This window comes from Bifidobacterium sp. ESL0784, from assembly GCF_029433295.1.
Lineage (GTDB): Bacteria > Actinomycetota > Actinomycetes > Actinomycetales > Bifidobacteriaceae > Bifidobacterium.
In genome coordinates this window covers 167,059-191,742 of sequence record NZ_JAQTHV010000001.1, presented here as the reverse complement: position 1 = coordinate 191,742, position 24,684 = coordinate 167,059, and the positions used below count along the sequence as shown (strand labels likewise).

At 53.6% G+C, this 24,684-nt stretch carries 19 protein-coding genes and 1 pseudogene; 6 read left to right on the top strand and 14 right to left on the bottom strand.

Annotation, left to right across the window (positions count from 1 at the left end; translation table 11 throughout):
• Positions 1–75 precede the first annotated feature (75 nt).
• Positions 76–834, top strand: coding sequence for a Sir2 family NAD-dependent protein deacetylase (locus tag PT279_RS00690; RefSeq protein ID WP_277164498.1), 759 nt, complete (start codon positions 76–78; stop codon positions 832–834).
• A gap of 137 nt (positions 835–971) precedes the next feature.
• Positions 972–1,391 (top strand): pyridoxamine 5'-phosphate oxidase family protein, encoded by a 420-nt coding sequence (locus tag PT279_RS00685; protein WP_277164496.1) that lies wholly within the window; start codon positions 972–974, stop codon positions 1,389–1,391.
• Positions 1,392–1,553: 162 nt separating this feature from the next.
• Here PT279_RS00685 and ilvA read toward each other — a convergent pair whose 3' ends face one another.
• Together ilvA and otsB are read right to left on the bottom strand one after the other, a co-directional pair.
• Positions 1,554–2,819: a threonine ammonia-lyase gene (gene ilvA, locus PT279_RS00680; protein WP_277164494.1), complete on the bottom strand. Its 1,266-nt coding sequence runs from the start codon at positions 2,817–2,819 to the stop codon at positions 1,554–1,556.
• A gap of 58 nt (positions 2,820–2,877) precedes the next feature.
• Entirely contained in the window at positions 2,878–5,556 is a 2,679-nt protein-coding gene (gene otsB / locus PT279_RS00675; protein ID WP_277164492.1) for a trehalose-phosphatase, read from the bottom strand.
• A 504-nt stretch (positions 5,557–6,060) separates the two neighbouring features.
• Between otsB and PT279_RS00670 the strand changes: the two genes are divergently transcribed.
• Positions 6,061–6,828 (top strand): sulfite exporter TauE/SafE family protein, encoded by a 768-nt coding sequence (locus PT279_RS00670; protein WP_348519360.1) that lies wholly within the window; start codon positions 6,061–6,063, stop codon positions 6,826–6,828.
• 295 nt (positions 6,829–7,123) lie between these two features.
• Here PT279_RS00670 and PT279_RS00665 read toward each other — a convergent pair whose 3' ends face one another.
• Positions 7,124–7,699, bottom strand: coding sequence for a nucleoside deaminase (locus PT279_RS00665; RefSeq protein WP_277164488.1), 576 nt, complete (start codon positions 7,697–7,699; stop codon positions 7,124–7,126).
• A gap of 151 nt (positions 7,700–7,850) precedes the next feature.
• On the opposite strand from PT279_RS00665, the gene PT279_RS00660 reads away from it, so the two are divergent.
• The gene (locus PT279_RS00660; protein WP_277164486.1) at positions 7,851–9,929 is read left to right on the top strand and encodes a Na+/H+ antiporter; all 2,079 of its coding nucleotides are present in this window, start codon (positions 7,851–7,853) and stop codon (positions 9,927–9,929) included.
• Between the two features lie 144 nt (positions 9,930–10,073).
• On the opposite strand, the gene PT279_RS00655 is transcribed toward PT279_RS00660, so the two are convergent.
• The 10 genes from PT279_RS00655 to PT279_RS00610 form a co-directional block, all read right to left on the bottom strand.
• Positions 10,074–10,394: a hypothetical protein gene (locus PT279_RS00655; protein ID WP_277164484.1), complete on the bottom strand. Its 321-nt coding sequence runs from the start codon at positions 10,392–10,394 to the stop codon at positions 10,074–10,076.
• Positions 10,363–11,622, bottom strand: coding sequence for a nitroreductase family protein (locus PT279_RS00650; RefSeq protein ID WP_277164482.1), 1,260 nt, complete (start codon positions 11,620–11,622; stop codon positions 10,363–10,365). The genes PT279_RS00655 and PT279_RS00650 overlap by 32 nt, the downstream gene beginning before the upstream one ends.
• Positions 11,606–13,774, bottom strand: a complete 2,169-nt coding sequence (locus tag PT279_RS00645) for a YcaO-like family protein (protein ID WP_277164480.1) — start codon at positions 13,772–13,774, stop codon at positions 11,606–11,608. Before PT279_RS00645 ends, PT279_RS00650 begins: the two co-directional genes overlap by 17 nt.
• A gap of 1 nt (position 13,775) precedes the next feature.
• Positions 13,776–14,600, bottom strand: coding sequence for an ABC transporter permease (locus PT279_RS00640; RefSeq protein WP_277164478.1), 825 nt, complete (start codon positions 14,598–14,600; stop codon positions 13,776–13,778).
• The gene (locus PT279_RS00635) at positions 14,597–15,559 is read right to left on the bottom strand and encodes an ABC transporter ATP-binding protein (protein WP_277164476.1); all 963 of its coding nucleotides are present in this window, start codon (positions 15,557–15,559) and stop codon (positions 14,597–14,599) included. Before PT279_RS00635 ends, PT279_RS00640 begins: the two co-directional genes overlap by 4 nt.
• Positions 15,552–16,541 carry a DUF2961 domain-containing protein gene (locus PT279_RS00630; protein ID WP_277164474.1) on the bottom strand — a complete coding sequence of 330 codons (990 nt, stop codon included), beginning with the start codon at positions 16,539–16,541 and terminating at the stop codon, positions 15,552–15,554. The genes PT279_RS00635 and PT279_RS00630 overlap by 8 nt, the downstream gene beginning before the upstream one ends.
• Positions 16,522–17,694: a cytochrome P450 gene (locus PT279_RS00625; protein WP_277164472.1), complete on the bottom strand. Its 1,173-nt coding sequence runs from the start codon at positions 17,692–17,694 to the stop codon at positions 16,522–16,524. Before PT279_RS00625 ends, PT279_RS00630 begins: the two co-directional genes overlap by 20 nt.
• Before the next feature lie 148 nt (positions 17,695–17,842).
• Positions 17,843–18,157 (bottom strand): hypothetical protein, encoded by a 315-nt coding sequence (locus tag PT279_RS00620; RefSeq protein ID WP_277164470.1) that lies wholly within the window; start codon positions 18,155–18,157, stop codon positions 17,843–17,845.
• A gap of 525 nt (positions 18,158–18,682) precedes the next feature.
• A complete protein-coding gene (locus PT279_RS00615; protein WP_277164468.1) occupies positions 18,683–19,477 on the bottom strand; it encodes an alpha/beta hydrolase-fold protein in 795 nt (264 codons plus the stop codon).
• A 172-nt stretch (positions 19,478–19,649) separates the two neighbouring features.
• A complete protein-coding gene (locus tag PT279_RS00610) occupies positions 19,650–20,366 on the bottom strand; it encodes a hypothetical protein (protein ID WP_277164466.1) in 717 nt (238 codons plus the stop codon).
• 567 nt (positions 20,367–20,933) lie between these two features.
• Here PT279_RS00610 and dcd point away from each other — a divergent pair.
• Together dcd and rlmB are read left to right on the top strand one after the other, a co-directional pair.
• Positions 20,934–21,515: a dCTP deaminase gene (gene dcd / locus PT279_RS00605; protein ID WP_277164464.1), complete on the top strand. Its 582-nt coding sequence runs from the start codon at positions 20,934–20,936 to the stop codon at positions 21,513–21,515.
• Positions 21,516–21,703: 188 nt separating this feature from the next.
• Positions 21,704–22,711 (top strand): 23S rRNA (guanosine(2251)-2'-O)-methyltransferase RlmB, encoded by a 1,008-nt coding sequence (gene rlmB / locus PT279_RS00600; protein WP_277164462.1) that lies wholly within the window; start codon positions 21,704–21,706, stop codon positions 22,709–22,711.
• 550 nt (positions 22,712–23,261) lie between these two features.
• Here rlmB and PT279_RS00595 read toward each other — a convergent pair.
• Positions 23,262–24,620: pseudogene (locus PT279_RS00595) on the bottom strand (DUF4032 domain-containing protein); the annotation flags it as partial.
• Positions 24,621–24,684: the final 64 nt, after the last annotated feature.

The following is a 24,684-nucleotide window of genomic DNA, read 5'->3' as shown; positions in this document are numbered from 1 at the left end:
AACGATTCCGCTGTTGCCGCAATGGGTTGGCGACTGCAAAAGCGAAGTTGCGCAAGCCTGATTACAATAATATATATGACTAAAAAAATTGCGGTATTGACTGGTGCCGGCATTTCGACTTCGGCGGGAATCCCCGATTTCCGCGGGCCGGACGGGGTGTGGACCAAGCACCCGGACCAGATGAGCGTTTACGACATCGACGCGTTTATGAACGACAAGAAGGCACGCGAGTATTCGTGGGCCTGGCAGAAGGCATCGCCCGTGTGGAACGCACAGCCGGGCGAGGCGCACAAAGCTCTGGTAAAGCTTGAAAAGGCAGGGCTTCTGACGCTCCTGGCCACGCAGAACTTTGACGCGCTGCACGAGAAGGCCGGCAATTCAAGCGACCTCATCGTCAATCTGCACGGGACCATCGGCACTTCGCACTGTATGAAATGCCATGCCGAATACAAAACGGCCGATATCATGGACAATCTCGACAACGACCCGGACCCGCACTGCCATCGCAAGCTGCCGTATAGCGGGAATATGCCTTGCAACGGTCTCATCAAAACCGACGTGGTCTACTTCGGCGAAATGCTGCCGGAAGGCGCCATGGAAAAGTCGATGGCACGGGTGGCCAAGGCCGACGAGTTCTGGGTGATCGGCTCGACGCTTGAGGTTTTCCCCGCAGCATCGCTGGCGCCGACCGCCGTACAGGCCGGGGTGCCGATGACCATTATGAATATGGGGCGCACGCAGTACGACAACATCGCCACGCGTCTTATCCACGACGATATCGCCAAAGCGCTGCCGGAACTGGTGGACGAGACCATCGCTGAAGCGGAGAAATAAGAGTAACAGATCAAAGCCTCTATAACCGGACAAATGGTATGACTGCAGCATTTGTTTATGGTTATTGGCGACATCACGAAACTAACGGGAAATCATAAGGCGATACTCCGCTAAGAAAGGCCAATAAGTAATTGACTATGAATACGAAAGAGGAATTCTACCGAATCTTGGCGGAACAAACAGAAATGGCATTGGCGACTTCGGTCAACAACATTCCTGACGTGAGAATCGTCAATTTTTATTTTGATCCTGCTGATAACATCCTTTACTTTGCGACGTTTAAAGGCAATAACAAGGTCAAGGAAATGCAGATAAATGTCCACGTCGCCTTTACGACTATTCCTCATGGCGGCAACGAGCATGTGAAAGCACAGGGAGTTGCTCGCCCAAGTAGGAAAAGCATCGATGAAATTGCCAATCGATTCGTCGCCAAGATTCCGGCCTATGCGAACACGCTGCGCGCAGCCGACGGGAACCTATTGTTGTATGAAATCAGCTTTACCGAAGCGACCGTAACCAAGGACCTCAGCGATATCGATACTTTTACCGTCGAGTAGACACTGTTATCAACAGGCGACATCACTGGTGACAGCCATAGTCAGACAAGCCTCGCAGGTATATGAAATTCAAGTATGGAAATACCAATATAAGGTATAAAAACGTGGCCTTGCTGAGGTTTAATGCCCAGGCAAGGCCACGTTCATTGGCAAAGCGAGATATCAGTACACGCGCTTGGGATCGAAACCAGCGTCTTTCAGAGCATTTAGGACCTGAGCGATGTGGTCGGGGCCGTTGGTCTCGACGGTGACGCCGAGCGAAACCGAATTCGTGTAATGGCCGGAGGCCTTGAACTGGTCGTGGTTGAGTTCGATGACGTTGGCACGGGCGTCTGCCAGGACTTGCGCCACCTTGACCAGTTGGCCCGGGGTATCAGGTAGCTCGACCTCGAAGTTCATGATGCGGCCGCGGGCGATCATGCCCTTTTGGATAACCGCACCAATGGTCACCGTATCGATGTTGCCGCCGGAAATAATCGGAACGATGACGTGCTTGCCCTTGGCGGCGGCAAAGACCCGCGAGCGCAGGCTCAAGTGCTCAAGAGCGGCCAGCGAGACGGCACCGGCGGCTTCGACCACAAGCTTGTGCTTCTCCATCATCAGCAGGATCATCTCGTTGATGTCACGCTCGGTGACGGTAATCAAGTCATCGAGGTATTCATTGAGGATCGCGAAGGTGAGGTCACCAGGATGGCCGACCGCAACGCCCTCGGCGGAGGTGACCACCTTGTCGGCAGGAACAACCATGCCTGCCGCGAACGAATTCTTGAAAGCAGGCGAACCCTCTGGAATCGCTCCTATGACGCGGACTTCCGGCTTGAAAGTCTTGATGGCGAGCGCCACGCCGGAACCCAGACCACCGCCACCCAGGGGAACCACGACATCAGTGATGTTCGGGACATCCTCGAGAATCTCCAAACCAATGGTGCCCTGGCCGCAAAGGACCTCGTAATCGTCAAAAGGAGGCACGTAGATCATGCCTTCGCGCTGCGAAAGCTGCGAGGCGTATTCGGCGGCATCGTCGAAGAGATTGCCGTGCAGGACGACATTGGCACCGTAGGACTTGGTCGCGTCGACCTTGAGCGGTGGGGTGATTTCGGGCATCACGATGGTCGCTTTCGCGGCACGTTCACGGGCCGCGTAGGCGACGCCCTGCGCATGGTTGCCGGCAGAAGCGGTGACAATGCCACGTGCCAGCTCTTCGTCACTCAGCGAGGCAATCTTGTTGTACGCGCCGCGAATCTTGAAGGAACCTGTGACCTGAAGATTCTCCGGCTTCAAAAGAACCTCGTGGCCCGTGGCCTCCGAAAGCACTGGCGAAGGAATAATGCGTGTATGGCGCGCAGTGCCTTTCAGCCTTTCGGCGGCCTTCTTCAACTCGGATGCGTGATTGTGCTGCAGTGCTTTGACAACGTCAACTTGTTTCATACCGGAATTGTACGGCTCTGAAACACGCTGCCTGCATCAACGTCCCAAAATACGAATATTACTTCTTGGACTTTGATACGCGCCTAGGCTCGGACGCGGCTTTTGACTTTGAAGCGCGCTTGGGCTTCGGCTTTTCAACAGGGGCGGTGCCGGCAGTGACGGCCTCGGACTCGGCTACCAGGTAACCCAGCAGGCGACCGGTGTCGGTTGGGGTGGCGATGCGCGAACGGGCGTTCGTCTCGCCGGCACCGACCTTGATCGTCCATGCTGCGGAAGACCTGGGAGATTTTGAGGCGGGCTTCGAACCCGCGCCCGCAGACGCCGCGTCGTCAACCGCAGTGACCGTCTCGATGGAATCGACCATCTTCGCCACGCCGGCGTTGTCGACGTCAAGCTCATTGAGCGCATCAGCCTCATCACGGGCGCAAGCACAATCGGTGACTGAAGCAAACATCGTCTCGTCGGTGGTGTCGTCGCCCAATGCGAGCACGAAATCGTAACGGCCGCTTTCCAGCAACGGTTTCACGGCCTCGCCTTTGCTGACGTTGGCCGGGCAGACCTCGATGACCTTGGCATTGCGCATGACCATCAGGCCGTACTGCGGACATACCTTCTCCAGTTCGTCGACCAGACGCTCACGCTGCTCCTGGGCCAGCTTCTGATCGCTCATGCGATAATGCCATGCCAAATCCGTGGACTTGTATTCGATGAAGGACTGCGGGACGCGGGCGACGGACTTGTTCATGATGGTCTCGATGATCGGACGCCATTCATCCGGGTCGGGAAGGCCGTCGGCACGTCGCCAGTAACGCTTGGGGGTAATCGTCTTGCCGTCTGCGGATTTCTTGGTCTCTCCGTCAATCGGCTTGGTGTGCCAAGCGCCGTGCTCGGCAATCAGACCGATCGGCAGGCAGCCGAACCACTCGCCCATCGTCTCGCGCGTGCGACCGGAAACCAGATACAAATCAACATCGGGAATGGAACCGACTTTACGCAATAAATCAAGCAAACGATGCGTCGGCTTGGCACGGCCAGGCGTGCGGACGATCTGTGTCAAGGTTCCGTCGTAATCGCACAATACCAGCTTGCGCTTGGATTGACCCCACTCGTGGACCAAGTGATCGCGCTGGACGCTTTGCAAGCGGCGATCGGCCATACGCGGGTCGCTCACCTGACGCAACGTGCTTAGGAACTCGGAGCTCCACAGGCCTGCGGTGCGGTACTTCAGGCGAGCCTGCATGGCGGCGTTGCGGCGCTTGGCTTCGTCGGAACCGATCTCCAAAGCAGAATGCAAGGCCTCGCACACCGCTTCTGTATCGTAGGGATTGACGATGAAGGCGTCCGTCAGCTCGCGGGCCGCGCCACACTCGTCGGAAAGCACCAACGCACCGTCACGGCCATCACGGGAGGCCAGATATTCCTTGGCGACCAGATTCATGCCGTCACGAAGCGGGGTGACCAACGCGACGTCGCCGGCGGTGTAGATGCCGCAGACTGGCTTGATGGGCAGCGAACGCGTGATGTAATGGATAGGGGTCCAGGAAAGCAGTGAATATTTGCCATTGATCTCACCGACCAGCTGGTCGACCTGGTCCTTCAGCTTGCGGTACGTCTCGACGTCCTCACGCGTCGGTGTCGCCAAAAGGTAATACGTAACGTGACCGACCCACTCCGGGTAACGGCTCAGCATCAAGTCAAAGGCACGTAGCCGTTCGGGAAGGCCCTTTGTGTAATCGAGGCGATCGACGGAAACGACCACCTTGTTGCCTTCGGTGCCGCGTTTGGCCGCAGCAGACTGCGCAAGCTCAACCTCGGGCAGTTCATCGCCGGTATGGGCGCTCCACCAGTTTTCCTCCTGATCGCTGGCTTCGGCCGCAGCCTCGGATTCAGCTGTAAGGGAGGTGCTCACGCGCCTAGTGCGCTTGCCGCTGACGGCCTCGATGCCGTGGCGCATGGCCTGCGCAAGACTGGAGTGGGAATTACGGCGATAAAGACCGTAATCGATGCCGATCGGGAAGGCGTCAACCGTCACGAAACGTTGCGACGCGCCCTTTCCGACCGGGATACGGCCATCCTTGTTAACATTCAAGCCCAATAACGTGCGAACGGACTCAAGGAAATTAACGCAGAACCCTTCGGTGTGGAAGCCCAGCAAATCCGCGCCCATCAGGCCTTCGAGCAGATCCTTGCCGTTCGGCAGCTGGTGGAAGATCTCAGGGCTCGGGAACGGGATGTGAAGGAACCAGCCGATCTTGAGCTCGGGAAAACGGGCACGCAGCATGGCCGGAACCAGCATAAGGTGATAATCCTGAATCCACACGGTGTCATCGGAATTGACCAACTCGGCAATCGTGTCGGCAAACTTCTGGTTGACCTCCTGGTAGACCTTCCAAGTGGAGGAATCGAATTTGGCCTCGTGGGCGAAATCATGGAACAACGGCCAGAGCGTATCGTTGGAATAACCGGCGTAGTATCCGTCGATTTCTTTTTGGGTCAGGAAAAGCGGGATGCAACGACGACTTTTGAATTCCTCGCGAATCTTGTCGATTTCCACCTTCGTGCGCGTTTCGGGGTCGATACTGCTCCAGCCGACCCAAAGGCAGTCGTTGTGGGACTTATGGTAGGGGCCGATGGCCGTGGCGAGACCGCCGATGCTTTGTTTAAGGGCGTAGGTGCCGTCCGGTTTGGCATGCAGGGAAACCGGAAGCCTGTTGGAAACGATAATCAAACGTGCCATGAATACTCCTTCGTCGTTGGAATCGCTATTCGCAAAGGCAAATCCAAGCTCACCCTCACAGACATCTACCGCTATTTGTATTCTAGCTCACAAAACCCATATGGGAGAATCGTTTGTGCAAAGGCTGAACCTCCACGATGGGGCATGCGGAGAAATCAGGAAACTCGTTTGACCACATCATGAGCTTTCGACGGGGATCGAAGCAGAATCTTTGGCGGGCTTCATACAATATGTGGAATATAAGAGAACGGTTATTGGCCTGAAATGTTGCCCGCCTGAAATAACGACAGAACCGGAAACAAACCCGGAGGCAGCATGACAGGCAGTGACAGCGAAAAACGAGAAAGAAGCGGGAACGGCATGAGCGAGAAGGAACAGGCAGCGAACGAAGGAGCGGACGGTGAGGCGGATGACGAAGCCAGGGCTAAGGCCAGAGTGGAAGCCGGGGACGAAGTTCAGGAGGAAACGCCCGTTACGCGAGGGCCTGTGGAACAGATAGTCATCATGATCGCCGTCGGGCTCATCGCAGGTTTCTTCTCGGGGCTTTTCGGCATCGGCGGCGGATCGATCATCGTACCGGCCCTGGTGTGGCTCGGCATGACTCAGCGGCACGCGGCGGCGACCTCGCTGGCCGCCATCATCCCGCTTTCGATTTCCGGAGTTATTTCGTATGCCATAAGCGGCCACGTTGATTGGATAGCGGCGCTGCTGATGGTGATCGGCACGATTATCGGCTCGCAGATTGGCAGCTGGCTGCTCTCCCGACTTTCGGAAGTGTTCCTGCGCTGGTTCTTCGTCGCGTTTCTGGCGTTCGTCGTGGTCAGCCAGCTGATTTTAACGCCCTCACGCAATTCCAGCATTCACTTGACCGTGATCAAAGGTATTCTGCTTGTGCTGCTCGGCGTGCTCATCGGCATGCTTTCGGCGCTTTTGGGCATCGGAGGCGGAGCCGTCACCGTTCCGGCGCTTTCACTGCTGTTCGGGGCGAGCGACTTGATTGCGCGTGGCACCTCGCTTCTGGCAATGTTCCCGAGCGCCATCACTGGCACCATCGCCAATTGGGAGCGCGGGCTGGTGCACCTTAAGAACGGCCTGATCATTGGCGTCGCTGCGGCTTGCGGGACGCCATTCGGGGCTTGGATCGCCGCGTTCGTCTCAGCGAAGGTGGGCTCGTATCTGCTGGCGGCTTACCTCTTCATCATTCTGCTGCGTTCCACCTGGACGGCCCTGAAAATCACGCCCGGCATCGGCCCGAAGCTGCCGAACAAATAGAATATCCGGCTGTTTATTTTGGTAATGAAGAAGCACGGGCAATCGGGAAGTGCCACTGTACGTGGTACGCAGCACTAAAAGCTGAAATACTCATAATGGAGGTTCGCTGCTGCATTTGTACGACACTTACTGAAACCGAAAATTCTAAAACGGCATAATTTCAACGATTTGATAGTTCACCATCGAGTCCGGCATAGCAGGGAGCAGCAAAAGATTCATACCGTTCATTCAGTGCCGTAAAAACAACTTGCTCTTCACAAATTCATCACATACTTGATGAATGAAGACACCACCGCTACCGCCTTACAGAGAAAAACCTCGTGAGCAGCTGCGTGCATTCGCCCTCCCGCACACCGCCGATAACCTCGGGGCGGGCGCCGACGTGCGGATCGCGCGGGATGTCCCAGACCGAGCCACACGCCCCCAGTTTGACGTCCCAGGCACCGAAAACAATACGGCCGACATGAGTCTGTAATGCAGCTCCGGCACACATCGGACACGGTTCAAGGGTGACCACCAGTGTGCAATCGGTAAGATTCCAAGCATTCTGCATCGATATATCCTGCTTTTCATCGGCAGATGGCAAATCAGCAGAATTACCGGCTTGTTCACAGTCATCAAAACGTATCACATTAACATCTTGGCGATTATGCTCTGAATCCCCGCGCCTTCTTGCCGCCTCCCGCATCGCCACCACTTCAGCGTGGGCGAGCGGGTCGCCGTCGGCCTCGCGCCGATTGCGGCCCCGACCGATAATCGTGCCGTCAGCGTCAAGCACGACCGCCCCGACCGGGACTTCGCAGGCGGCCGCCGCCTCATGCGCCAAACCCAGCGCCTCACCCATCGCGTTATGCAAACTCGCAGTGTCCATGGTTCCCAGTCTAAAAGCAATCCGCAAAGCTTGAGGCATAATGTCGAAATACCGATTCGATATAGTGAATATAGATAGTGTCCGAAATCTTTGAAATATCCGAACCAACAAGCAAACCGCAACGAAGCCCACAAGAAAGGAACCGAAATCCGTGGCAATTTTCGAGCTGATTCTCTGCATTCTGGGGGCCGTCGTGCTCTCGTCATTCGTCAGCCGGTTTATTCCGCGAATATCGACTCCGCTCGTGCAAATCGCACTCGGCGTCGCCCTCGCTTTCCTTCCCGCCTTCCCGCACGTCAAACTTGATCCGGAACTGTTCATGGTCATGTTCATCGCGCCGCTGCTCTATGTCGAAGCGCACGAAATCGACAAGCGGATGCTCTTCAAGACGTTGAAATTCTCACTGCCCATGGCCATCGGCCTGGCCCTCGGGACTATGGCCGTTGTCGGATTCATGCTGCATGCGGTGTGGCCCGTAATTCCTCTGGCGGCGGCATTCGCGCTGGGTGCGGCGCTCGGGCCGACCGACGCGGTGGCGGTGTCCTCACTTTCCAGCGAAGCCTCGTTTACCAAGGAACAATCCGGCATACTGACCGGCGAATCGCTCTTCAACGACGCCTCCGGCGTTATCGGCTTCCAGTTCTCGATTCTGGCCGCCGTAACCGGCTCCTTCTCGATGGCCAGCGCCACCAAGGATTTTTTGCTCTCGTTCTTCGGCGGCATCATCATCGGTATCGTCGCAGGCTTCCTCGCCAACTGGATCTTTACCCTGGCACGGCAACTCGGCTGGGAAACGATGACCACACGGATCCTGATGGAACTGTTCCTACCGTTCCTGGTCTTCCTCGGGGCCGAGGAATTCCACGTCTCCGGCATTCTTGCGGTGGTTGCCTTCGGCTTGACCGTCCACTTCGACCGCAACGGCATCGGCGGTCCCAACGTCGCCCGCACGAACATCGTTTCGAACAGCGTGTGGACCGTGCTTTCGTTCGTTCTGAACGGCACCGTGTTCATCCTGCTCGGTATGCAACTACCGGGAGCCATGCGCGCCAGTTGGGACGACCACAATGTCAGCAATACCGCGCTGGTCTGCATTATTCTGTTGGTCACCGTCGTGGCCATTGCCATCCGCTTCCTGTGGGTCTGGCTGATTGCCGCCCCCACGCGCGACCGCGAAACCGGCAAAAGGGTCACCCTGAAAGCGCGCTCGCTACGCGATTCGGCGGTTATGACGTTCGGCGGGCCGAAGGGCACCATCACGCTGGCCCTGATGTTCACTATTCCCTACACCGTCGCTTCCGGCGATGCCTTCCCGATGCGTAACGAGCTTATTTTCATCGCTTCCGGGGTTATCGTCCTGACGCTGCTGCTGGCGAACTTCATGCTGCCGCTACTCGCGCCGGCCAAGGACGATGCCGATGAATCGGAAAAACTCATCGAAATCACCATCGAGGAACTCACCCGCACCGTGCAGGAACTTTCAAGTCGAGTCACCGACGATAACCGCCGTGTGATTCTGCCTGTCATTGATTCCTACAACAGCCGAATCACCCGCCTGCGCCAACGTATCAGCGGTTTCGATATCGAGGAATTCGAGACGCTGCAAATCGACGCGCTGCATTGGGAAAAGGACTATGTGCGCGACCGGCTGGCGACCACTCAAGCCGACACCGACATGAACGAGCACAACAAACAACTGCAGATTGAGGCCTGTGAGCGCATGCTCGATCAGATCATGAACACGCTGCGGCATACGGCCGACAAGAAAACGCATCATCGTGCGGTCTCGCAAATCCGCGGACGTGTGCATGCACTGAAGCGGCAGGTTACGACATTCGCGCGTCGGGCCAACAACAAGTTCCGTCGCACCGCACCAATGCTCAATGAGAATGAAATTTACTATTATCTGCGAGCCACGCAAATCGACGCCATCGACCACGTCATCGACCGGCTTTACCAGGAAATGCGCGACGATACCTACAAATCCGAATACTGCACACTACTGCTGCGCGACTACCAGCGCGCACGGGCCGAACTGCGCAGCCGCAAGGACGTCGCGGCCACCGCAAAGGCCGCTCCGCAAATCGACGAGGTCAAACATGAGAGCTATTCCATCGAACTCGGCGTGATTCAGGACATGCTTGATTCCAGTGAAATCTCGCGTAGCCAGGCGAAGTATTTGAGAAGGAATGTGTATGTGATGCAAGTTGATGCGGAAGCGGAACTGTAAAAGGTTTCCGAGTCTGCAACCACACACTCATTCCGACCTGTATCCTTCACACGCGTAAGGCGCCCTCAACCTCACCACAGAGCTTAACAGTTCGGCAAGTTGAGGCTAGTGCAAAATTCTAAGGCCCTAGTCCAACAAGCGCAGTCATTCCGATTTTTCCATTTGAGATCTCCGCTTATCCCTCAACTGCTTCTCGGTCACATAAAAAACAAAGAATCCCAGGATGAAACCCGCAGCAATCAAGAGTGGTATAAGCAATCCAGGAACTTTTAATACAGAAGTAAAAGTTTTCAGAATATACAACACAAACCCTGGTGTATAGAAAAGCAGCATCCATCTGGAAGCCCGAGCAAAACTTCCCTTCGTAACCGCTTTATCCTCATCATCTTTCAACTTTACCAAACCGAAAGAAGCGAGTATAAGAAATAGAAAACTAGCTACAAGAACTATTGTCAAAATCATCATCACGCCTCCTAGAACATACCATTTCTCCGACAGGCCTCAAGAATGAATCTTCAAGACCGAATAGTCTGGGCAAGACGTCAGCAGGCCCTCCGCCGAGCGCACAAACGGATAGCGGGAGTTGGGTGGAGACAAGATATGCCGTTTGCATCCACGCTCCTACATGTTTATAGATTAAAGACGGAGCCACACATTCATATTTTCCAGCTACTTTTCCGGCATCAGCCAATACAATGATGAGACATTGCAGTTCTTCTGGAGGAATTCCGGGCATGTGAGAGTATAATCTGATCAACGAATGCAATGCCTTTTTATTAACGTGATGCTTGTAGATAATGTTGCTCAATGGGTGATATTCAAAGCAAGTTTCACCCGTTTCCGCACCACCAAGTGTCATCCGATTTGCAATCACCAAAAACCTTAGCTCCCCCAAAGAACCACCAGAAGGATACGGGAAACGATATAAAGGCTCATTTTGAACGCCTTTGCCTGACGACTCACCGTGCGCAGACAGAAAAAGAAGAGTCATGACATCTTCAAGCGCGGCAGGAGGAGTGGAATGGTCCCTGCAGCTTCTTCTATTATGCATGGCGTCACTTAAAGCGATTTCGTTAATTGAGCTCAGCGGCAATTCAAGAGTATCCTCGCAAGGAACTATCGGGTCAAGGGATGTGCGCAGTAATTGCGGGTATTGTTTGGCCAACCGATAAGTTCCTCCGTACCCATGTTTATGGGAACCATATCTGGGATATTCCAAACACAGCTCATCTTCAAACGGCAACACCGGAAGAAGGCCGTTCTCGTCTTTTAGAAAACCCAGATTCCATAGAAGATTAGTAAAATAATTCGGTGCTTTATCAATACAGAACACCCAAGGAAGAATACCCTCGTCTATATCAAGTATCACTGGAGAAGAGGAATCCCTCAGACTGTACTGATTGGCAGCAACTCGCCGGATATAGACGTTCGGAGAAAGCTCAGCCTTTGTCTTGTCCTCCCGTCGACTCAAGACCATATCCATTATAGGTTGATGAGGGCCGGATACAATTATGTTCTCGGTTTCATCGATTTCTATGATCCCCCGGGTTAAACCATGTGTCGCGTCATGCATTATTTCACGATATCTACGGGCATAGCTGACAGATGAATCCGCGGTTTCATCGTCAGACGAGAATTTTCTCCCATCCGAATAGCACTCATAAATCTTTGAAATATCAGAAGAACATGCCAATTGGATTCATCTCCTCTTCTGCGCGAGCAGACTTAAGCCACCCAAGTTTTACCGGCACATCATATAAACGCCCAGGAGCCAGCCGCCGCCACCACGGTCTCAATCCCGGAGCTACACATCGCACGACCGGCAAGCCAATATCCGGACGGGTCTCATTCAATAAGAATACTGTGGTGCCAACGGCTTCAATCGAGGATATCAATTGCTTGATGTCATATTCTCGTTGCTTTTGATATCGCGAGGGATCGCTATGTCCGTTAGGAAGCAGAAAGTCATTGGCTTCAAGGGTTTGAAACGCGAACCAATCTATTGCTTCGCTTCCTGTCAACCGATTGGGGAGCTGCACTCCCGTAACTTCTGCCGGAAGCGCTGCCTGGAACTGAATAACTTCACTTATGGCACGCGTCGCGGCTCGGCTGACATCCACATGTGAACCGAAACCTAGCAAAATTTTGTTGGTGCCCTCAATCTTCGAAGTTGCACTAACGGCTGCGACCACAGGAATACCGATATCGTTAGTCAGGTCCAACAGCCATAAGTCCCGGCCATGTTTTTTCATCCATTGGGCGACATTGGTGATATATGTATTATTAAGAGAAGAAATTGAAATTTCCGGTCGTTTGATACGGTTATGCCACCAAATTGAAACCGCATCGCGTTCAATCAATTCGCAGATTCCTTGGAATGCAGCATCTGCCAGCGTTGTACCTGCTGCACAACCATTCGAATCCGCTCGTGCATATTTCATACCGTTGGGGTCGATCGCTCCCGGTAGAGCAGCAGCATTGGGAAACATATAGTACGCCTGCGATTCAAGCATCCAAGCAGTCGTATCCTTGCTGGGAGACCATATCGGTACGAATGAGCACAGACTATCTTGATTGAACATTTCTGGCACATGGTGGTAAAGCGATGGTAGTGAATTCAGTTCCTCTCTATTGTTGAATTGCCGTTGTGAAAATAAAGCTATGTCGTTAGGATGAATCGCATTCGCCAAATCCTTGAATTTACATCGGACTACCGGCTCATTACCTCTGGCAATAGTGGAATGCCTTTCAACGGCTTCGGCTATCGCCCCTGCCATTGCGTCAATTTCCGTCATACCTTTTCCGCCGGATTGTCCTCTTAGGCTTCGTCGAATCGATTCCGGATTATCGGTTCTCAAAGCCCAATTATGGCCAGCCGTATACACAAAAGAAGGTTCTGATTTTTCTTTGGTTTCAACCCTATTCAAAGAAGTGACAACACCCGTGACGTCAGAAACAAGGAACGAATATTTTTCCACAAATTGTTCCGAAGTATATTGGCGCTCGCCATGAGTTCCTTCTGTCAGCACCAATGGCATTGCTGCCGTGGGAACTGGACCAGGTTGGATGCGGGCGCGCCGAACATAATGCCTTTGGTTGGAGCCATAAGTATTTACTAAACTATTCCGCAGCTGACAGCCTTCTGGATCTTGTAAGAAATCAGCGATGTTCTTTAAACCGCCTAGTAAGCCTTCATGAATCGTTCTACGTTTCAAAGAAGTCATTAATTCCTCAGCGTCTAATTGCTCTGACTTTTCGTTATAATTTACACATTGGAAAAGATCCTCAGGCGTGATTTCATGTGACGGGAAAACGGGACCTACTATAAAACGGTTAGGCTCAATGATGAAGAACGAGACCTTTGACCCAGATTGCAACAATTTCTCAACCTGTCGTTTTACCCTCGAATCGGTTAAGGATCTCGAAATGATTATTGAAAATTTATCAGACCGGACAATTGATTCATTTGTTGCCCAATTATCGATGATGCTAACAAATTCTTTCAACTGCGTAACGCCAACGAAATCGACAAATCGAAAGCTGCCACTGACAAGAATCGACGGGTCGCACTGACAATCGACGAAATCAAGCAATTCGCTCGAAGACTCGACCATGAAGCCTCTACAGACAAGCGTTTTCTCTGCCATCTCAAGAGCGTTTTCCGGTGCTTGAGAGAGGGCAGGAATCTGGACACCGTTTATGGCGTGTCTGCGAATTGACTCAGCCATGGTTCCTTTAAGCTGAAAGAGGTCACTCTTTACTATAGCTACGACATCTTTGGTTTTCGGCCTTGCCAAAAATTCATAATCAGGGTTCAGTACATATCTCTGTGTATCAGAAAGCATCTTATCGACCGTTCCTTACGTCCCATTTGAAGAATTTGAGGGATATGACGACGGATGCAACCAGCCACGCGGCGCATACCGCCAGTCCCGGCGAAACCAACATTGACAGTCCCGTATGGCTTCCCAAAATCAAACCGCCGTTTTGCACCGTGGCGTGGACGAAATCCTGACCGAGCCACATGGATCGCATGGACTCGGCCAGATAGCCGACTGGGAAGAACGCGCTCAGCGTACGCAACGACGAGGGAATGATCCACGACGGCGTGAACACGCCGGAAAGGAACATGAGAATCAGCGTGGGAACCAGCAACATCATCTGCGAGGAATCGGCAGAAGGAATCAACGCGGAATACGCGACGCCGATGACGGTGCAAAGCACCGCGCCCAAAAGCGCGACGAGAATGACACCGGGAATATTGGCAGGAACCTTGAGACCAAGGAACAGCACGGCGGACAGAAGCAGGACGGCCTGGCATGCCAAGGCCACGACGAAACCGGAGAGCGCATAACCGAAAAGCACTGAAGCATCGGAGCGGCCCCTCAGCCTGATGCGCTTGAGCAGGCCCGAGTCCCTTTGCGAAACGATATCCCCGGCCACCTTGACGAACCCGCCCATCAGGACCACGTAGGAAGTCAATCCGAGAGCCGACCAGCTTGCAGCCGAGACCTGCGCTCCCCTGCCGAGCGGGAGATTATCACCTTTGTAGGCCAAGCCGAACAGGAGCGCCAACGCCACGGGAAAAGCGAGTGTGAAAAACACCGATTTGCCGTTACGAAGGAAACTTAGAGTCTGCAGGTGAAACTGAGGAAGAATGGTGTCGTTCATCGTTTGTCGTCCTTCGTTACTGGAATCTTGTCTTCCGAATCAGTCGCTCCGACCAATGCCGAATAGGCTGCACGCAAAGAGGGCTTCTCCACGCGCACATCCGTGATCTGCCATCCACGATCCGCACAGGTGCGATAGATGGCCTCCAAATCGCGAGCCGGATCATGCGATTGCCATTCCAGAAGATCATCTTTTCGCCTTGCACCATCGCCATTCTGTGGCAAGAGACTTGCAAGACCATCCAAAACATCCGGGCTCGCCGCCACCGAACTGGCCCGAGGAGCGGGAACGGATGCAGCAAGCTCCTCGACCGTTCCCGAGGCGGTGATATGCCCCTGCTTGATGACACTGACAGAATCGGAAAGCGCCTCGACCTCATCGAGATAGTGAGTGGTCAGCAAAACGGTGGCACCAAGGTCGCGCTGACTACGGATGATGTCCCAGACATTCTCGCGCGAGACGGGGTCTAGGCCGGTCGTCGGCTCATCCAGCACAATCAGTTTCGGGTCGCCGTACAAGGCTATGGCGATATCGACCCTCCGTCGCTCCCCGCCCGACAGCGAATTCAACGGCCTATCTAGCAGATACTTCAGATTCACACGCCCGGCCACGTCCAGCACATCCTTCTTCGACATTCCGGGGATATAACGCCTCCAGCTGAAAAGGATGTCCTTGACCTTCATCCCGGTCGGGAAACCCGCGCTCTGCAAAACAATACCAACATCCGGGCGCAACTTGGCGGCATCGCCTACCGGGTCGACCCCAAGTGTACGGATACAGCCGCCTGCGACCCTCCTGGCGCCGACGACCGCATCCACGAACGTGGACTTGCCGGCACCATTCGGCCCTAGCAAACCGATAATCCTGCCCGTCTCGGCCAAGAAAGTCAAATCCTGCAAAGCCGAAAAACCACCATACTTCACAGTCACACCCTCGGCATCAATAGCATAATCAGACACTGCCACGGCCTCCCGTCTTTACATGCATGCGAATAGATGACCATATATGTTCTCTGAAGGAAGATTCTTCATAATCTCGATACCATATTTGATTGTCAATTTCAGATAATGAAAAATCGTAGCCACTGATATCAGGAACATTCTGATGCGTAGTCACCAACAATATGTCCCATTCATCTTCCCGAGGAACCCTTTTGCTTTTAATTATTCCGTCATTAACGGAAACTTGGCGCCCGACTTGCTCTATCTTGAAATTAGCATTTTCTTTAATTTCAAGACCATCCGGAAACCACCTATATAAGCCCAGAAATTCATGACCTCGCACATTTGAATCGAATCTTACAGAAACCGAGATACCGCGATCCGAACCAAACCATTGTGACGTGTCAAGGCATGTTCCACCGAGCATATCCAAACCATCCGCCAACACCTCATCCCCCAAAAAGATTTTGCCTTCACCGCACCATTCAAGGTCAGAGGGACGAACCGCGACTACAAGGCCCAGCAAATCTAAAGCATTCTCAGGCAACCTCACGGAAACCAGCCCACCTTCTTTTGGCTCACGATGCGCCAAAACGGCGGACACATAGTAGCCAGACCAAATTTTTTGGTATGAGATAAGAACCGCTAAAGGTATCGGTTCAGCATCGCCATTTGTGATAACGATTCGCATTCGTCGCGGTGACGACATAGGCCATCGCAGAGTCACCGCCGAGCCAGAGCATTCAGCATAATGCGTGACCATGCTTGCGATACGTCCATGAGTCAGACCGGCAAAATCCAAAATTGGAACATCAACGATTGGAACATCATTATCATCGACATACACTGCGATTCGCTGTGCTTGGACCACAGATGGCCCATAAGGCGGCAATGAGATATTTATCGATTTGACAAGCGTCGGACCAGCTTCATCAAAAATAGTTACAGAGGATTTTCCCCCTAACCTGCTTGAAAAATGGCTAATTTTTAATCCGTTCATGTTGTATACCCTTTTTAGATGAATCCGCTATAAGAGGCAGATTCGTCCATGTAGCGAAGCTAAAGGATCTCATAGGAGTGGGGTCACTCGCCAACCTCAGCTTGACGTTGTTTCGTCTCAGATATTTCAGAACTGCTCCCAACACGGATCTTGCGATTCTCTCGCCAAGACAGCTATGTGGTCCCCATCCGAAAGCCAATAATTCTTTAGCATTCCTGTGCAAATCGAATCTGTCCGGATCGTCATAGCGAGCAGGATCGCGTTGCGCCGCACCGATTATGACAACCACATGTGTATTCTCTCGAATTGCCAAATCTGATTGCAACTCACAATCAATTTTCGCGGTTCTCGCCAGCGCGACGGTTGGCGGATAAAGACGGAGCGTCTCTGTAATAAAAGAATCGAACATTTCTTCTTTCAGATTAGAGAACAAATCAGGATGCCTTGTAATGACGTAGAACAGATTTGTGATACTTCTCTGAACCGTCCTTAGAGAGGCGTGAGAAAGCAACTTGATAGCTACAGAAATCTGCTGATTCTCCCATCCTCGGTCTTTTAGACTTTTAGCAACCCCTTTGCAATGCCCCAAAGAAATAGAAGAATTCAATTTCTGCATCAGTAAAACATCAACACTCTTGTTCTCCGGACTTAAGGCCCATGCAGTATACAGGCTTTGAAGCTCGTCCGGAATCCCGAGTATTGACGACATGAATTCCAGGCTCAGATTCAAAGCCAAATCGAATCCATTGATTTGCCTAACGATATCCGCCGACTCAGTAAGAGCTTTAATCGGAGCAAGACGACCGTCAGACAAATTGCCCACCAACGTATTGTCGTCCAAGGCCACCCGCAAGTCTTGACGAATCGATCTCGCCTGAGAATCTACACGGAAAGAAAGAAGACCGCTCGAGAACGAACCATTCCCCTCCGTCATATTCAGCAAAACACGCTCACCGTCTGGGGTGAATTTTTGTTGATCGATGAGGACTTGCTTGCACAACTCATAGTCATAGAGGTAGCAAAAGTTCTCATCATCTACCCGTTTATCGTGTCTGCCTGATTCGAATAGCTGCCGATAGACCTTACCTCTATCTTGCTCATACCAAATAGGGGAATCCAAGGCAGGTAAACCTGTCACAGTAAAATCAATCATAAAAGACTCATTAACATAGACCAATTAGCAACAATGAAGACAAGTACTCCCCCGCCTATGAGCACTATGCGTCTAATTATTTTCTGTTTACGCTTCTTTTCGTAAGCGAGAGCATCAGATTCTTCATTTTCTTCCATAAGAATCCAAATCAGCAGGGGCAGCAGCAACAGCAAATAAGATAGACATTATCTTCAGGCGCGTTATCACCAAGTTCCTCGGAGATATCCGGCACCCCAAGAATAAGATGGGTACCATCACCGCCATGTTCAAGCCGGTATCCCCACTCATCTATCTCTGGCGACAAAGTCACCTTGTCTATCTGTCCCTCTTCCAAGACACCTGTTGACGTCAGGGCTTCCGTCGGATCGACATCCAACGCTTCTCGAAAATCCGAGTCCGCGTAAGCTCGCCCCATTGCACGAGATAGCGCCTTTTCATTGATATTGACTTGGCTGTTTGACATTTTTTAATATCCCCTTTTATCAATAGATGACTATAAAAGTCTTAGAAGCATAACATAATAAAAAATAATCAAATACAATAAATATGCTTCGTTCCCATACAACACTGCTTGAAAGCATATTTACAGTTGTCTAATTTCACGCATCCGACGCCAAGCAAAATAAGCTTCCACTTCCGTTGCATGCGTTCTTAAACAAGAATTACAACTGCATATGCAATGAATGAGAGCGCCTTTGCCCAAGAAACCATACCTGTTAAGTTAAAAGTAATTGCATGACAGAATAAAAGGGAAATAGTTCATTCTTTCACATAATCACCACACTAATACGTCATTAGCATATTTACAAGCATATTTCCCTATACTTGCCGCCAAGATTACCTCATATGCCATTAGAACTAGGCTAAATTTTATTTAATACGTCTCTGCATTAAAGCCTAAAACAAGACAAATATGCATAATGCCTATTACGTCTGCATATATTTACAGAATAAAAGATTACCCAGCAAAGCTCCGTCGGATACCGACTCAGACTACTCCCGACGAGATGTTGTTGAGGAGGAGCCACTGGGTCAGGTCGGCGAATTCGGCGGGGCTGACGGCATGGTCAAGCTGATGATAGTTCTTCACCGTCAGCCATGTATGCTCCTCAAGCCAAGCCGTCGCGCCGTAAATCTCGTACTTAGGCAGGACGTTGTCAAGGTCGCCGTACCCATAGAAAACCGGCTTTTCCATATCACCGAGCCGATCGTCGGCCGGAGCCGTACCAGGAACCTGCCCGGGAGCGACAAAGCCGGAAAGCGCCGCAACCGCGCGGTAACGCTCGGGATGCACACGCAAGAGATGAATCGCTAGCGCCGCGCCCTGCGAGAATCCGATAGGTACCAGTTCACGTTCGGGGTCGATATGCTCGCTGACCCAATTGTCGACAGCAGTGGCCGCCGCGAAAATGTCCCTGTCCAAATCCTCACCAGTAGGCACGCCGTCGTGGAACCAGCTATACGCACCCGTTCCGCTTCCGAACTCCCCCGGGCCCTCGGCCTGTAGCACCAGCGGCGCGCGCAGCGAAACGTAATCATTGCCGGGAGCAACGTAACGCATCATCTGTGCCAGATCCTGCTCGTTGGAACCCCAGCCGTGCAGGCATAGGAACATCGGCCTCGTCGGACGCGCCTTGCCACCACCTTGTGAATAAATGACATGGGGAATCTCCATCGGATCGCCAAAACGTCCAGGAATGGCATCGGACTGACGGCCAATCAAGCCATTTTCGCCCTTGCTCGCCCCGTTGGAATATTCGCTGTTCACTGCTTCGTCGGTCATAGTCACCATGATAAGCAGCAAGCCCAACAGAAGCCCAAAATGTTCACTGGCAGATTCGCAGCAGGTTCACGAAATCAAATCGACCAATATCTGGCGAGATAATCGAGAGCATTCTGGCATGCAGCCAATATCGCCAGCCGCACCATCAACTTATCGGCAATGAAAGCTGAAGCTACTTGTCAGAATCGCCAGGCCCGATTTCTTCGAGTTTGCCGCCCCACTGCTGCTGCAAGGCCTTCATTGCATCGGTTTTACCAACGGCCATCCACCGGTCGTTGCTCAACACACGCAAATCATTCTGGTCGACTTTGCTACCGGCATACTGGTTGATGAGGGTCGGCGCCTGCGAGCGCACCATATCGCCATCCATCGAGGCCGCGGCCCTCGTCTGGAAAGTAATGAACGCGACCTGAGTCGAAACGCAGAGTGAAGCGGAACCGGCCCCGGGCAACTGACCGGAAACGTCCACGTCCATCCAACCGCTCGAGCAGGTTCCGGCGAATTTTTCGATGCCCTGCTTCATCTGATTTGCATCGTTTTGCGGCGCTTTGGTCTTGCCTTGAATCGACGTGGACGTATTGTCTTCACCCGACGAACTTGTATTATGTTTCAGCGTTTTAAGAGAGACCAGCAACGCAACGGCAATCAAAATAAGAACGACGATGACAACGATCGCGCTAATGATAAAAGACTTGCGATGTCGACCTATACGCGACGGCTCGGAACCGTGGCGACGCAATTCGTTGACATTATAGGTATGGGCATTTTCAGGCCGGGAATCGCTCCGGGCGCCGCCGGGGCGCAAACCGCTGTCAGCTCGAGGCGCATTGCCGGATTGCCGGAGCGAAGCATCGCCCTGATTGCCGTGATGGCCAGAATCTTCTTTCATAGCCCCTTGTGTCCCATCTGCCCGAATCCGCATTCGTGATATATATGCATGTTATGCAACCCACGATTCCAAACAACGGACTTGTGGCTTCATCCACCTTAAAAATAAACTGCTTGTTTTAGTCTACCCCGCGCGGGACCAACCTGCCGCACACCACACCGTCACGTCCACCGAGACTCGCAGAGAGCGGGGGCCTGCAGAAAAGAGAAACCCCGGTGCTAGAACGCACCGGGGAAGAGAAGAGAGAAGAAGAAAGGGTTCAATTATCGGTAAATCCAAATCTCAAGATTACCGGTCAACTCTTGCTGACAACTCTTATATAACTACATAATCCTTGGCGCAAGAATCGGATTACCTGAAAATTACCTGAAAATTTGAACTATTTTGCCTATTTCTGAGTCCGAACGGATATTTACGCAGAAAAATGCCGTTCTCCGCCACCTTAGCAAACGTCAGACCGCCGCAACGTCTACACTTAGAGCAGAACATGCAATAGCCGCGTTGGCTTGAATCCGGTTTCAGCAACCTCGTCGCACGCGGCACGCAACTCGACCTCTGGAGGAACCTATGCTGCTGTCCGATCGCGACATCCTCGCCGCCCAAGCCGACGGCCACATTTCGCTGGACCCATGGACGCCGGAAATGGTACAGCCTGCTTCCATCGATGTGCGGCTCGACCGGTATTTCAGGCTCTTCAATAACCATGCCTACACCTACGTCGACCCGGCGGAGAACCAGGGCGATCTGACCGAGCAGTTCGAAGTCGGGCCGGACGAACCATGGATCATGCATCCCGGCGAGTTCGCGCTGGCATCCACTTGGGAATATGTCAAGCTCGATGGCACCACGGCGGCGCGGCTTGAGGGCAAGAGCTCGCTCGGACGGTTGGGGATTCTGACCCACTCTACAGCTGGTTTCATCGATCCCGGCTTCGAGGGGCACATCACGCTGGAACTTTCGAACGTCAGCACATTGCCGGTGAAGCTCTGGCCAGGCATGAAAATCGGGCAGATGTGCTTCTTCGAACTCAGCTCCCCCGCCGAACACCCTTACGGTTCGCAAGGTGTCGGCTCGCACTATCAGGGCCAGCGCGGTCCCACTCCGTCGCGCTCGTACGTCAACTTCTACAAAGCCGAGATCGAAGACTGAAGTCAGGCGCTGAACGCATTATTCCGTCATCCGGCCATACAGCCGCCATTGCTCGAACGCCCCGTCTCTCCTTATTGAGCATACGAGCAAAATCAGAGGTTTGATGTCATTATCCTGATTTTCATCATAAGCTGCTTTCCAAGCGATACCGTGAAAGCTTGGCGCGGGGTGCTGGGACAATTGGGAGTATGGCTAACAAGAAGGGCCCGGTCAAAGGTTCGGGCGGAAAACATCGTAACGCGCTGAAAGGCCGCGGGCCGACGCCCAAGGCTGAAGACCGTGTGTATCACAAAGCGTATCGCGCCAAACAGCAGAATGAGAAGCGTCGCTTCGCCGATCCACGGTTGGCGGCACGCCGTCGCGCGGCAAAGTACACTTCAGAATCCGACGATCTGGTGGTCGGCCGCAACGCGGTGCTCGAAGCGCTGCGCGTGGGTGTGCCGAGCACGCAGCTTTACATCGCCAACCGCATCGAGCATGACGACCGCACCCGTGAAATCGTCAAACTCGCCGGCATGCAGGGGCTCAACCTGCTTGAAGCCGACCGACTTGAGATGGATCGCATCGCACACTCGCGCAACCATCAGGGCATCATTCTGAAGGTGCAGCCCTACCAGTACCACACGCTGGCGGAGTTGGCAGACAAAGCGGATAAGAAGTCACATGCCATGGAAGAGGCCGATTCGCAGAGTGCACGCATCAACGCGAGGCCGCTGTTTATCGCGCTCGACGGCGTCACCGACCCACAGAACCTTGGAGCCGTAATACGTTCCGCGGCAGCATTCGGCGCCAACGGCGTCATTCTGCCGGAACGTCGCTCGGCTTCGGTCAACGCTGCGGCCTGGAAGGTTTCGGCCGGCGCGGCCGCTCATCTACCTGTGGCCCGCGTGGTCAACCTGACCAAGGCCATCGAAGCGCTCAAAGAGCGCGGCTATTACGTGGTCGGGCTTGACGGCGGCGGCAACGCCATCGTCGGCGAAAGCGGCTTCGAGGCCGACCCGCTGGTCGTCGTGCTGGGATCGGAGGGCAAGGGCCTGAGCCGCCTGGTACGCGAGGCTTGCGATTCCATCGCCGGCATCCCGATCTCCAGCGAGGTCGAGTCACTCAATGCCTCGGTGGCGGCCGGTATCAGCCTCTACGCCGTCTCCCGCGCTCGCAGCAAGGCCGGAGAACAAGCCGACAATAAGGCCAAATAGGGTTACCTTCTTAATTGTTTGAGCCCGGATCATATTCCAATTCTTGGGATACGGTTCGGGCTCAAGTTTTAGGTTTGCCGGTCATGCTGTATTTGTGTCTTTTTACTTGCTTGTTCTTGCCAACTAAGTAAAAAGACACAATTAGCGCGAAATCCCTACGTGGGATGGCTCAATGGCTCCAGACGGCGGCGTCCTGGTCGTATTCGGCCGGATCGTAACCATCGTCATCGGAATCGCCCGCATCATTCGCAGCCGCGTCCGCGCCCTTCTGCGCAGCGTCGGTTCCTGTACCATCGTCGTTCACGGCCTTGTCGTTCGTATTATGAGCAGCAGCCGTGGCGGGATCCGGCTGAGTCGGCCAGATGTCTTCCGGCACGTCCGAATCGGCATCGAGATGGAAATCGTCGCTGGTGGTTTGCGTGGCACCTAGATTGCCAAGTCCGTCGCCGAGTACGCTGTAATCTCCACGTCCGATGCTGTCGACATCGTCGTTGTCGGAACCTACGGTATCCGCAACGTTCGCATTTTCCTCATCCGAAATTCCCTCAGCAGGCTCGTTGTATGTCGAACTGTCATCGACCACGCCCGAATCCGCGTCGGCGTTGATCTCGGCGAGCGCCTTGGAATCGATGTTGTACTTCGGCAAGTTGTGCTTGATGTAATCGCTCGCCGCGACGGCAGTAGACACGTCGTGCCCGGCCTTTTCTGCCATATACCAACGATTCTGCAGAACTTCGTGGAAGAACTGTGCCGGCTCGATCTTGGAGCGGTATTCCTTGGGAATCATGCGCACGACGGGTTCGAAGACCTCGCGCATCCAGTCGGTCGCCACGATCTCCAGTTCTTCCCCATCTCGCCAAGTGGAGGCGCGGTAGGCATCCAAATCGTTCAAAAGCCGACGTGCCTGGTTCTCCTGCACATCAAGACCAGTAAGCCGCAGCAACTTGCGGGAGGCATAGCCCGCATCGACCACACGCGGCCGCACCAGCACGCGCTTGCCGTCGTCGGCGGTTTTGACTTCGAGCTCGTCAACGTCGAAGCCCAAATCGTTGAGCTTATTGACACGCTTCTCGATCTTCCACATCTCGTCGGGGCCGAAGTCCTCCTGATCGGTCAGGGCACCCCACAGCGATTCATAACGCTCGATAAGCCTGTCGCCGACCTCGACCTCATCGACCTCGTCTGGCAGCAATTTGCCGGAACTCAAATCCATCAGCTCGCCGATGATGTTCGTGCGGGCGAGATCCATGTCGTAGTTGCGCTGGCCCTCGGTCAGCGACGTGTAGAGCGCGCCGGTTTCCGCATCGACCAGGAAGGCCGAGAACGCGTCGGCGTCTCGCAGGAAGAGCACGTTGGAAAGCGAAACATCGCCCCAGTAGAAGCCGGAAAGATGCAGACGCACCATCAGCACAGCGAGCGCGTCAATCAGGCGGTCGACAGTGTCGGGACGCAGATTTCCAGCGAACAGGGCACGATAAGGCAGCGAGAATTTGAGCTGCTTGGTCACCAGAATCGACTCCAGCGGCTCACCTTCGCGAGTGTGCCGCCCGGTGACCACGGCAATCGGCGTGACCGTTGGCAGCTCCAGCTTCTGCAAACGACGCAACAGCTCGTATTCGTGCGCGGCCACACGGCTGGTGATCTCCTTCATCGCGTAAATCTCGTCGCCGACGTGCACGAAACGCACGACGTGCCGGGAGATGCCTCGCGGCAGGTTCGCCAACAGTTCCTTGGGCCAAGTCGCCAGCGGCTTCTCCCATGGCAGGGTGAACATCTTCGGGTTCGAGCTCGCGGCAGTGATCTGCAGCGCGTGCGGCTCGGCGACATCTTCATCGCTTGCCTCCGCGGCCGTCACGGACGTCGCCTTCAACGCTCTTGGGTCCATTTGCATTCCACCGGTCAATTCCATACTTTCAAATCTACCGTCCGCGTGGGATAGTTCACCATTGGGCCACTTGGAATGTGCGGGCACA

What these genes read in the sequence shown, in the direction of transcription:
- PT279_RS00690 (WP_277164498.1), top strand. Translation starts at nt 76, where the DNA reads ATGACTAAAAAAATTGCGGTATTGACTGGTGCCGGCATTTCGACTTCG.
- PT279_RS00685 (WP_277164496.1), top strand. Translation starts at nt 972, where the DNA reads ATGAATACGAAAGAGGAATTCTACCGAATCTTGGCGGAACAAACAGAA.
- ilvA (WP_277164494.1), bottom strand. Translation starts at nt 2,819, where the DNA reads ATGAAACAAGTTGACGTTGTCAAAGCACTGCAGCACAATCACGCATCC.
- otsB (WP_277164492.1), bottom strand. Translation starts at nt 5,556, where the DNA reads ATGGCACGTTTGATTATCGTTTCCAACAGGCTTCCGGTTTCCCTGCAT.
- PT279_RS00670 (WP_348519360.1), top strand. Translation starts at nt 6,061, where the DNA reads ATGATCGCCGTCGGGCTCATCGCAGGTTTCTTCTCGGGGCTTTTCGGC.
- PT279_RS00665 (WP_277164488.1), bottom strand. Translation starts at nt 7,699, where the DNA reads ATGGACACTGCGAGTTTGCATAACGCGATGGGTGAGGCGCTGGGTTTG.
- PT279_RS00655 (WP_277164484.1), bottom strand. Translation starts at nt 10,394, where the DNA reads ATGATGATTTTGACAATAGTTCTTGTAGCTAGTTTTCTATTTCTTATA.
- PT279_RS00645 (WP_277164480.1), bottom strand. Translation starts at nt 13,774, where the DNA reads ATGCTTTCTGATACACAGAGATATGTACTGAACCCTGATTATGAATTT.
- PT279_RS00640 (WP_277164478.1), bottom strand. Translation starts at nt 14,600, where the DNA reads ATGAACGACACCATTCTTCCTCAGTTTCACCTGCAGACTCTAAGTTTC.
- PT279_RS00630 (WP_277164474.1), bottom strand. Translation starts at nt 16,541, where the DNA reads ATGAACGGATTAAAAATTAGCCATTTTTCAAGCAGGTTAGGGGGAAAA.
- PT279_RS00625 (WP_277164472.1), bottom strand. Translation starts at nt 17,694, where the DNA reads ATGATTGATTTTACTGTGACAGGTTTACCTGCCTTGGATTCCCCTATT.
- PT279_RS00620 (WP_277164470.1), bottom strand. Translation starts at nt 18,157, where the DNA reads ATGTCAAACAGCCAAGTCAATATCAATGAAAAGGCGCTATCTCGTGCA.
- PT279_RS00615 (WP_277164468.1), bottom strand. Translation starts at nt 19,477, where the DNA reads ATGACCGACGAAGCAGTGAACAGCGAATATTCCAACGGGGCGAGCAAG.
- PT279_RS00610 (WP_277164466.1), bottom strand. Translation starts at nt 20,366, where the DNA reads ATGAAAGAAGATTCTGGCCATCACGGCAATCAGGGCGATGCTTCGCTC.
- dcd (WP_277164464.1), top strand. Translation starts at nt 20,934, where the DNA reads ATGCTGCTGTCCGATCGCGACATCCTCGCCGCCCAAGCCGACGGCCAC.
- rlmB (WP_277164462.1), top strand. Translation starts at nt 21,704, where the DNA reads ATGGCTAACAAGAAGGGCCCGGTCAAAGGTTCGGGCGGAAAACATCGT.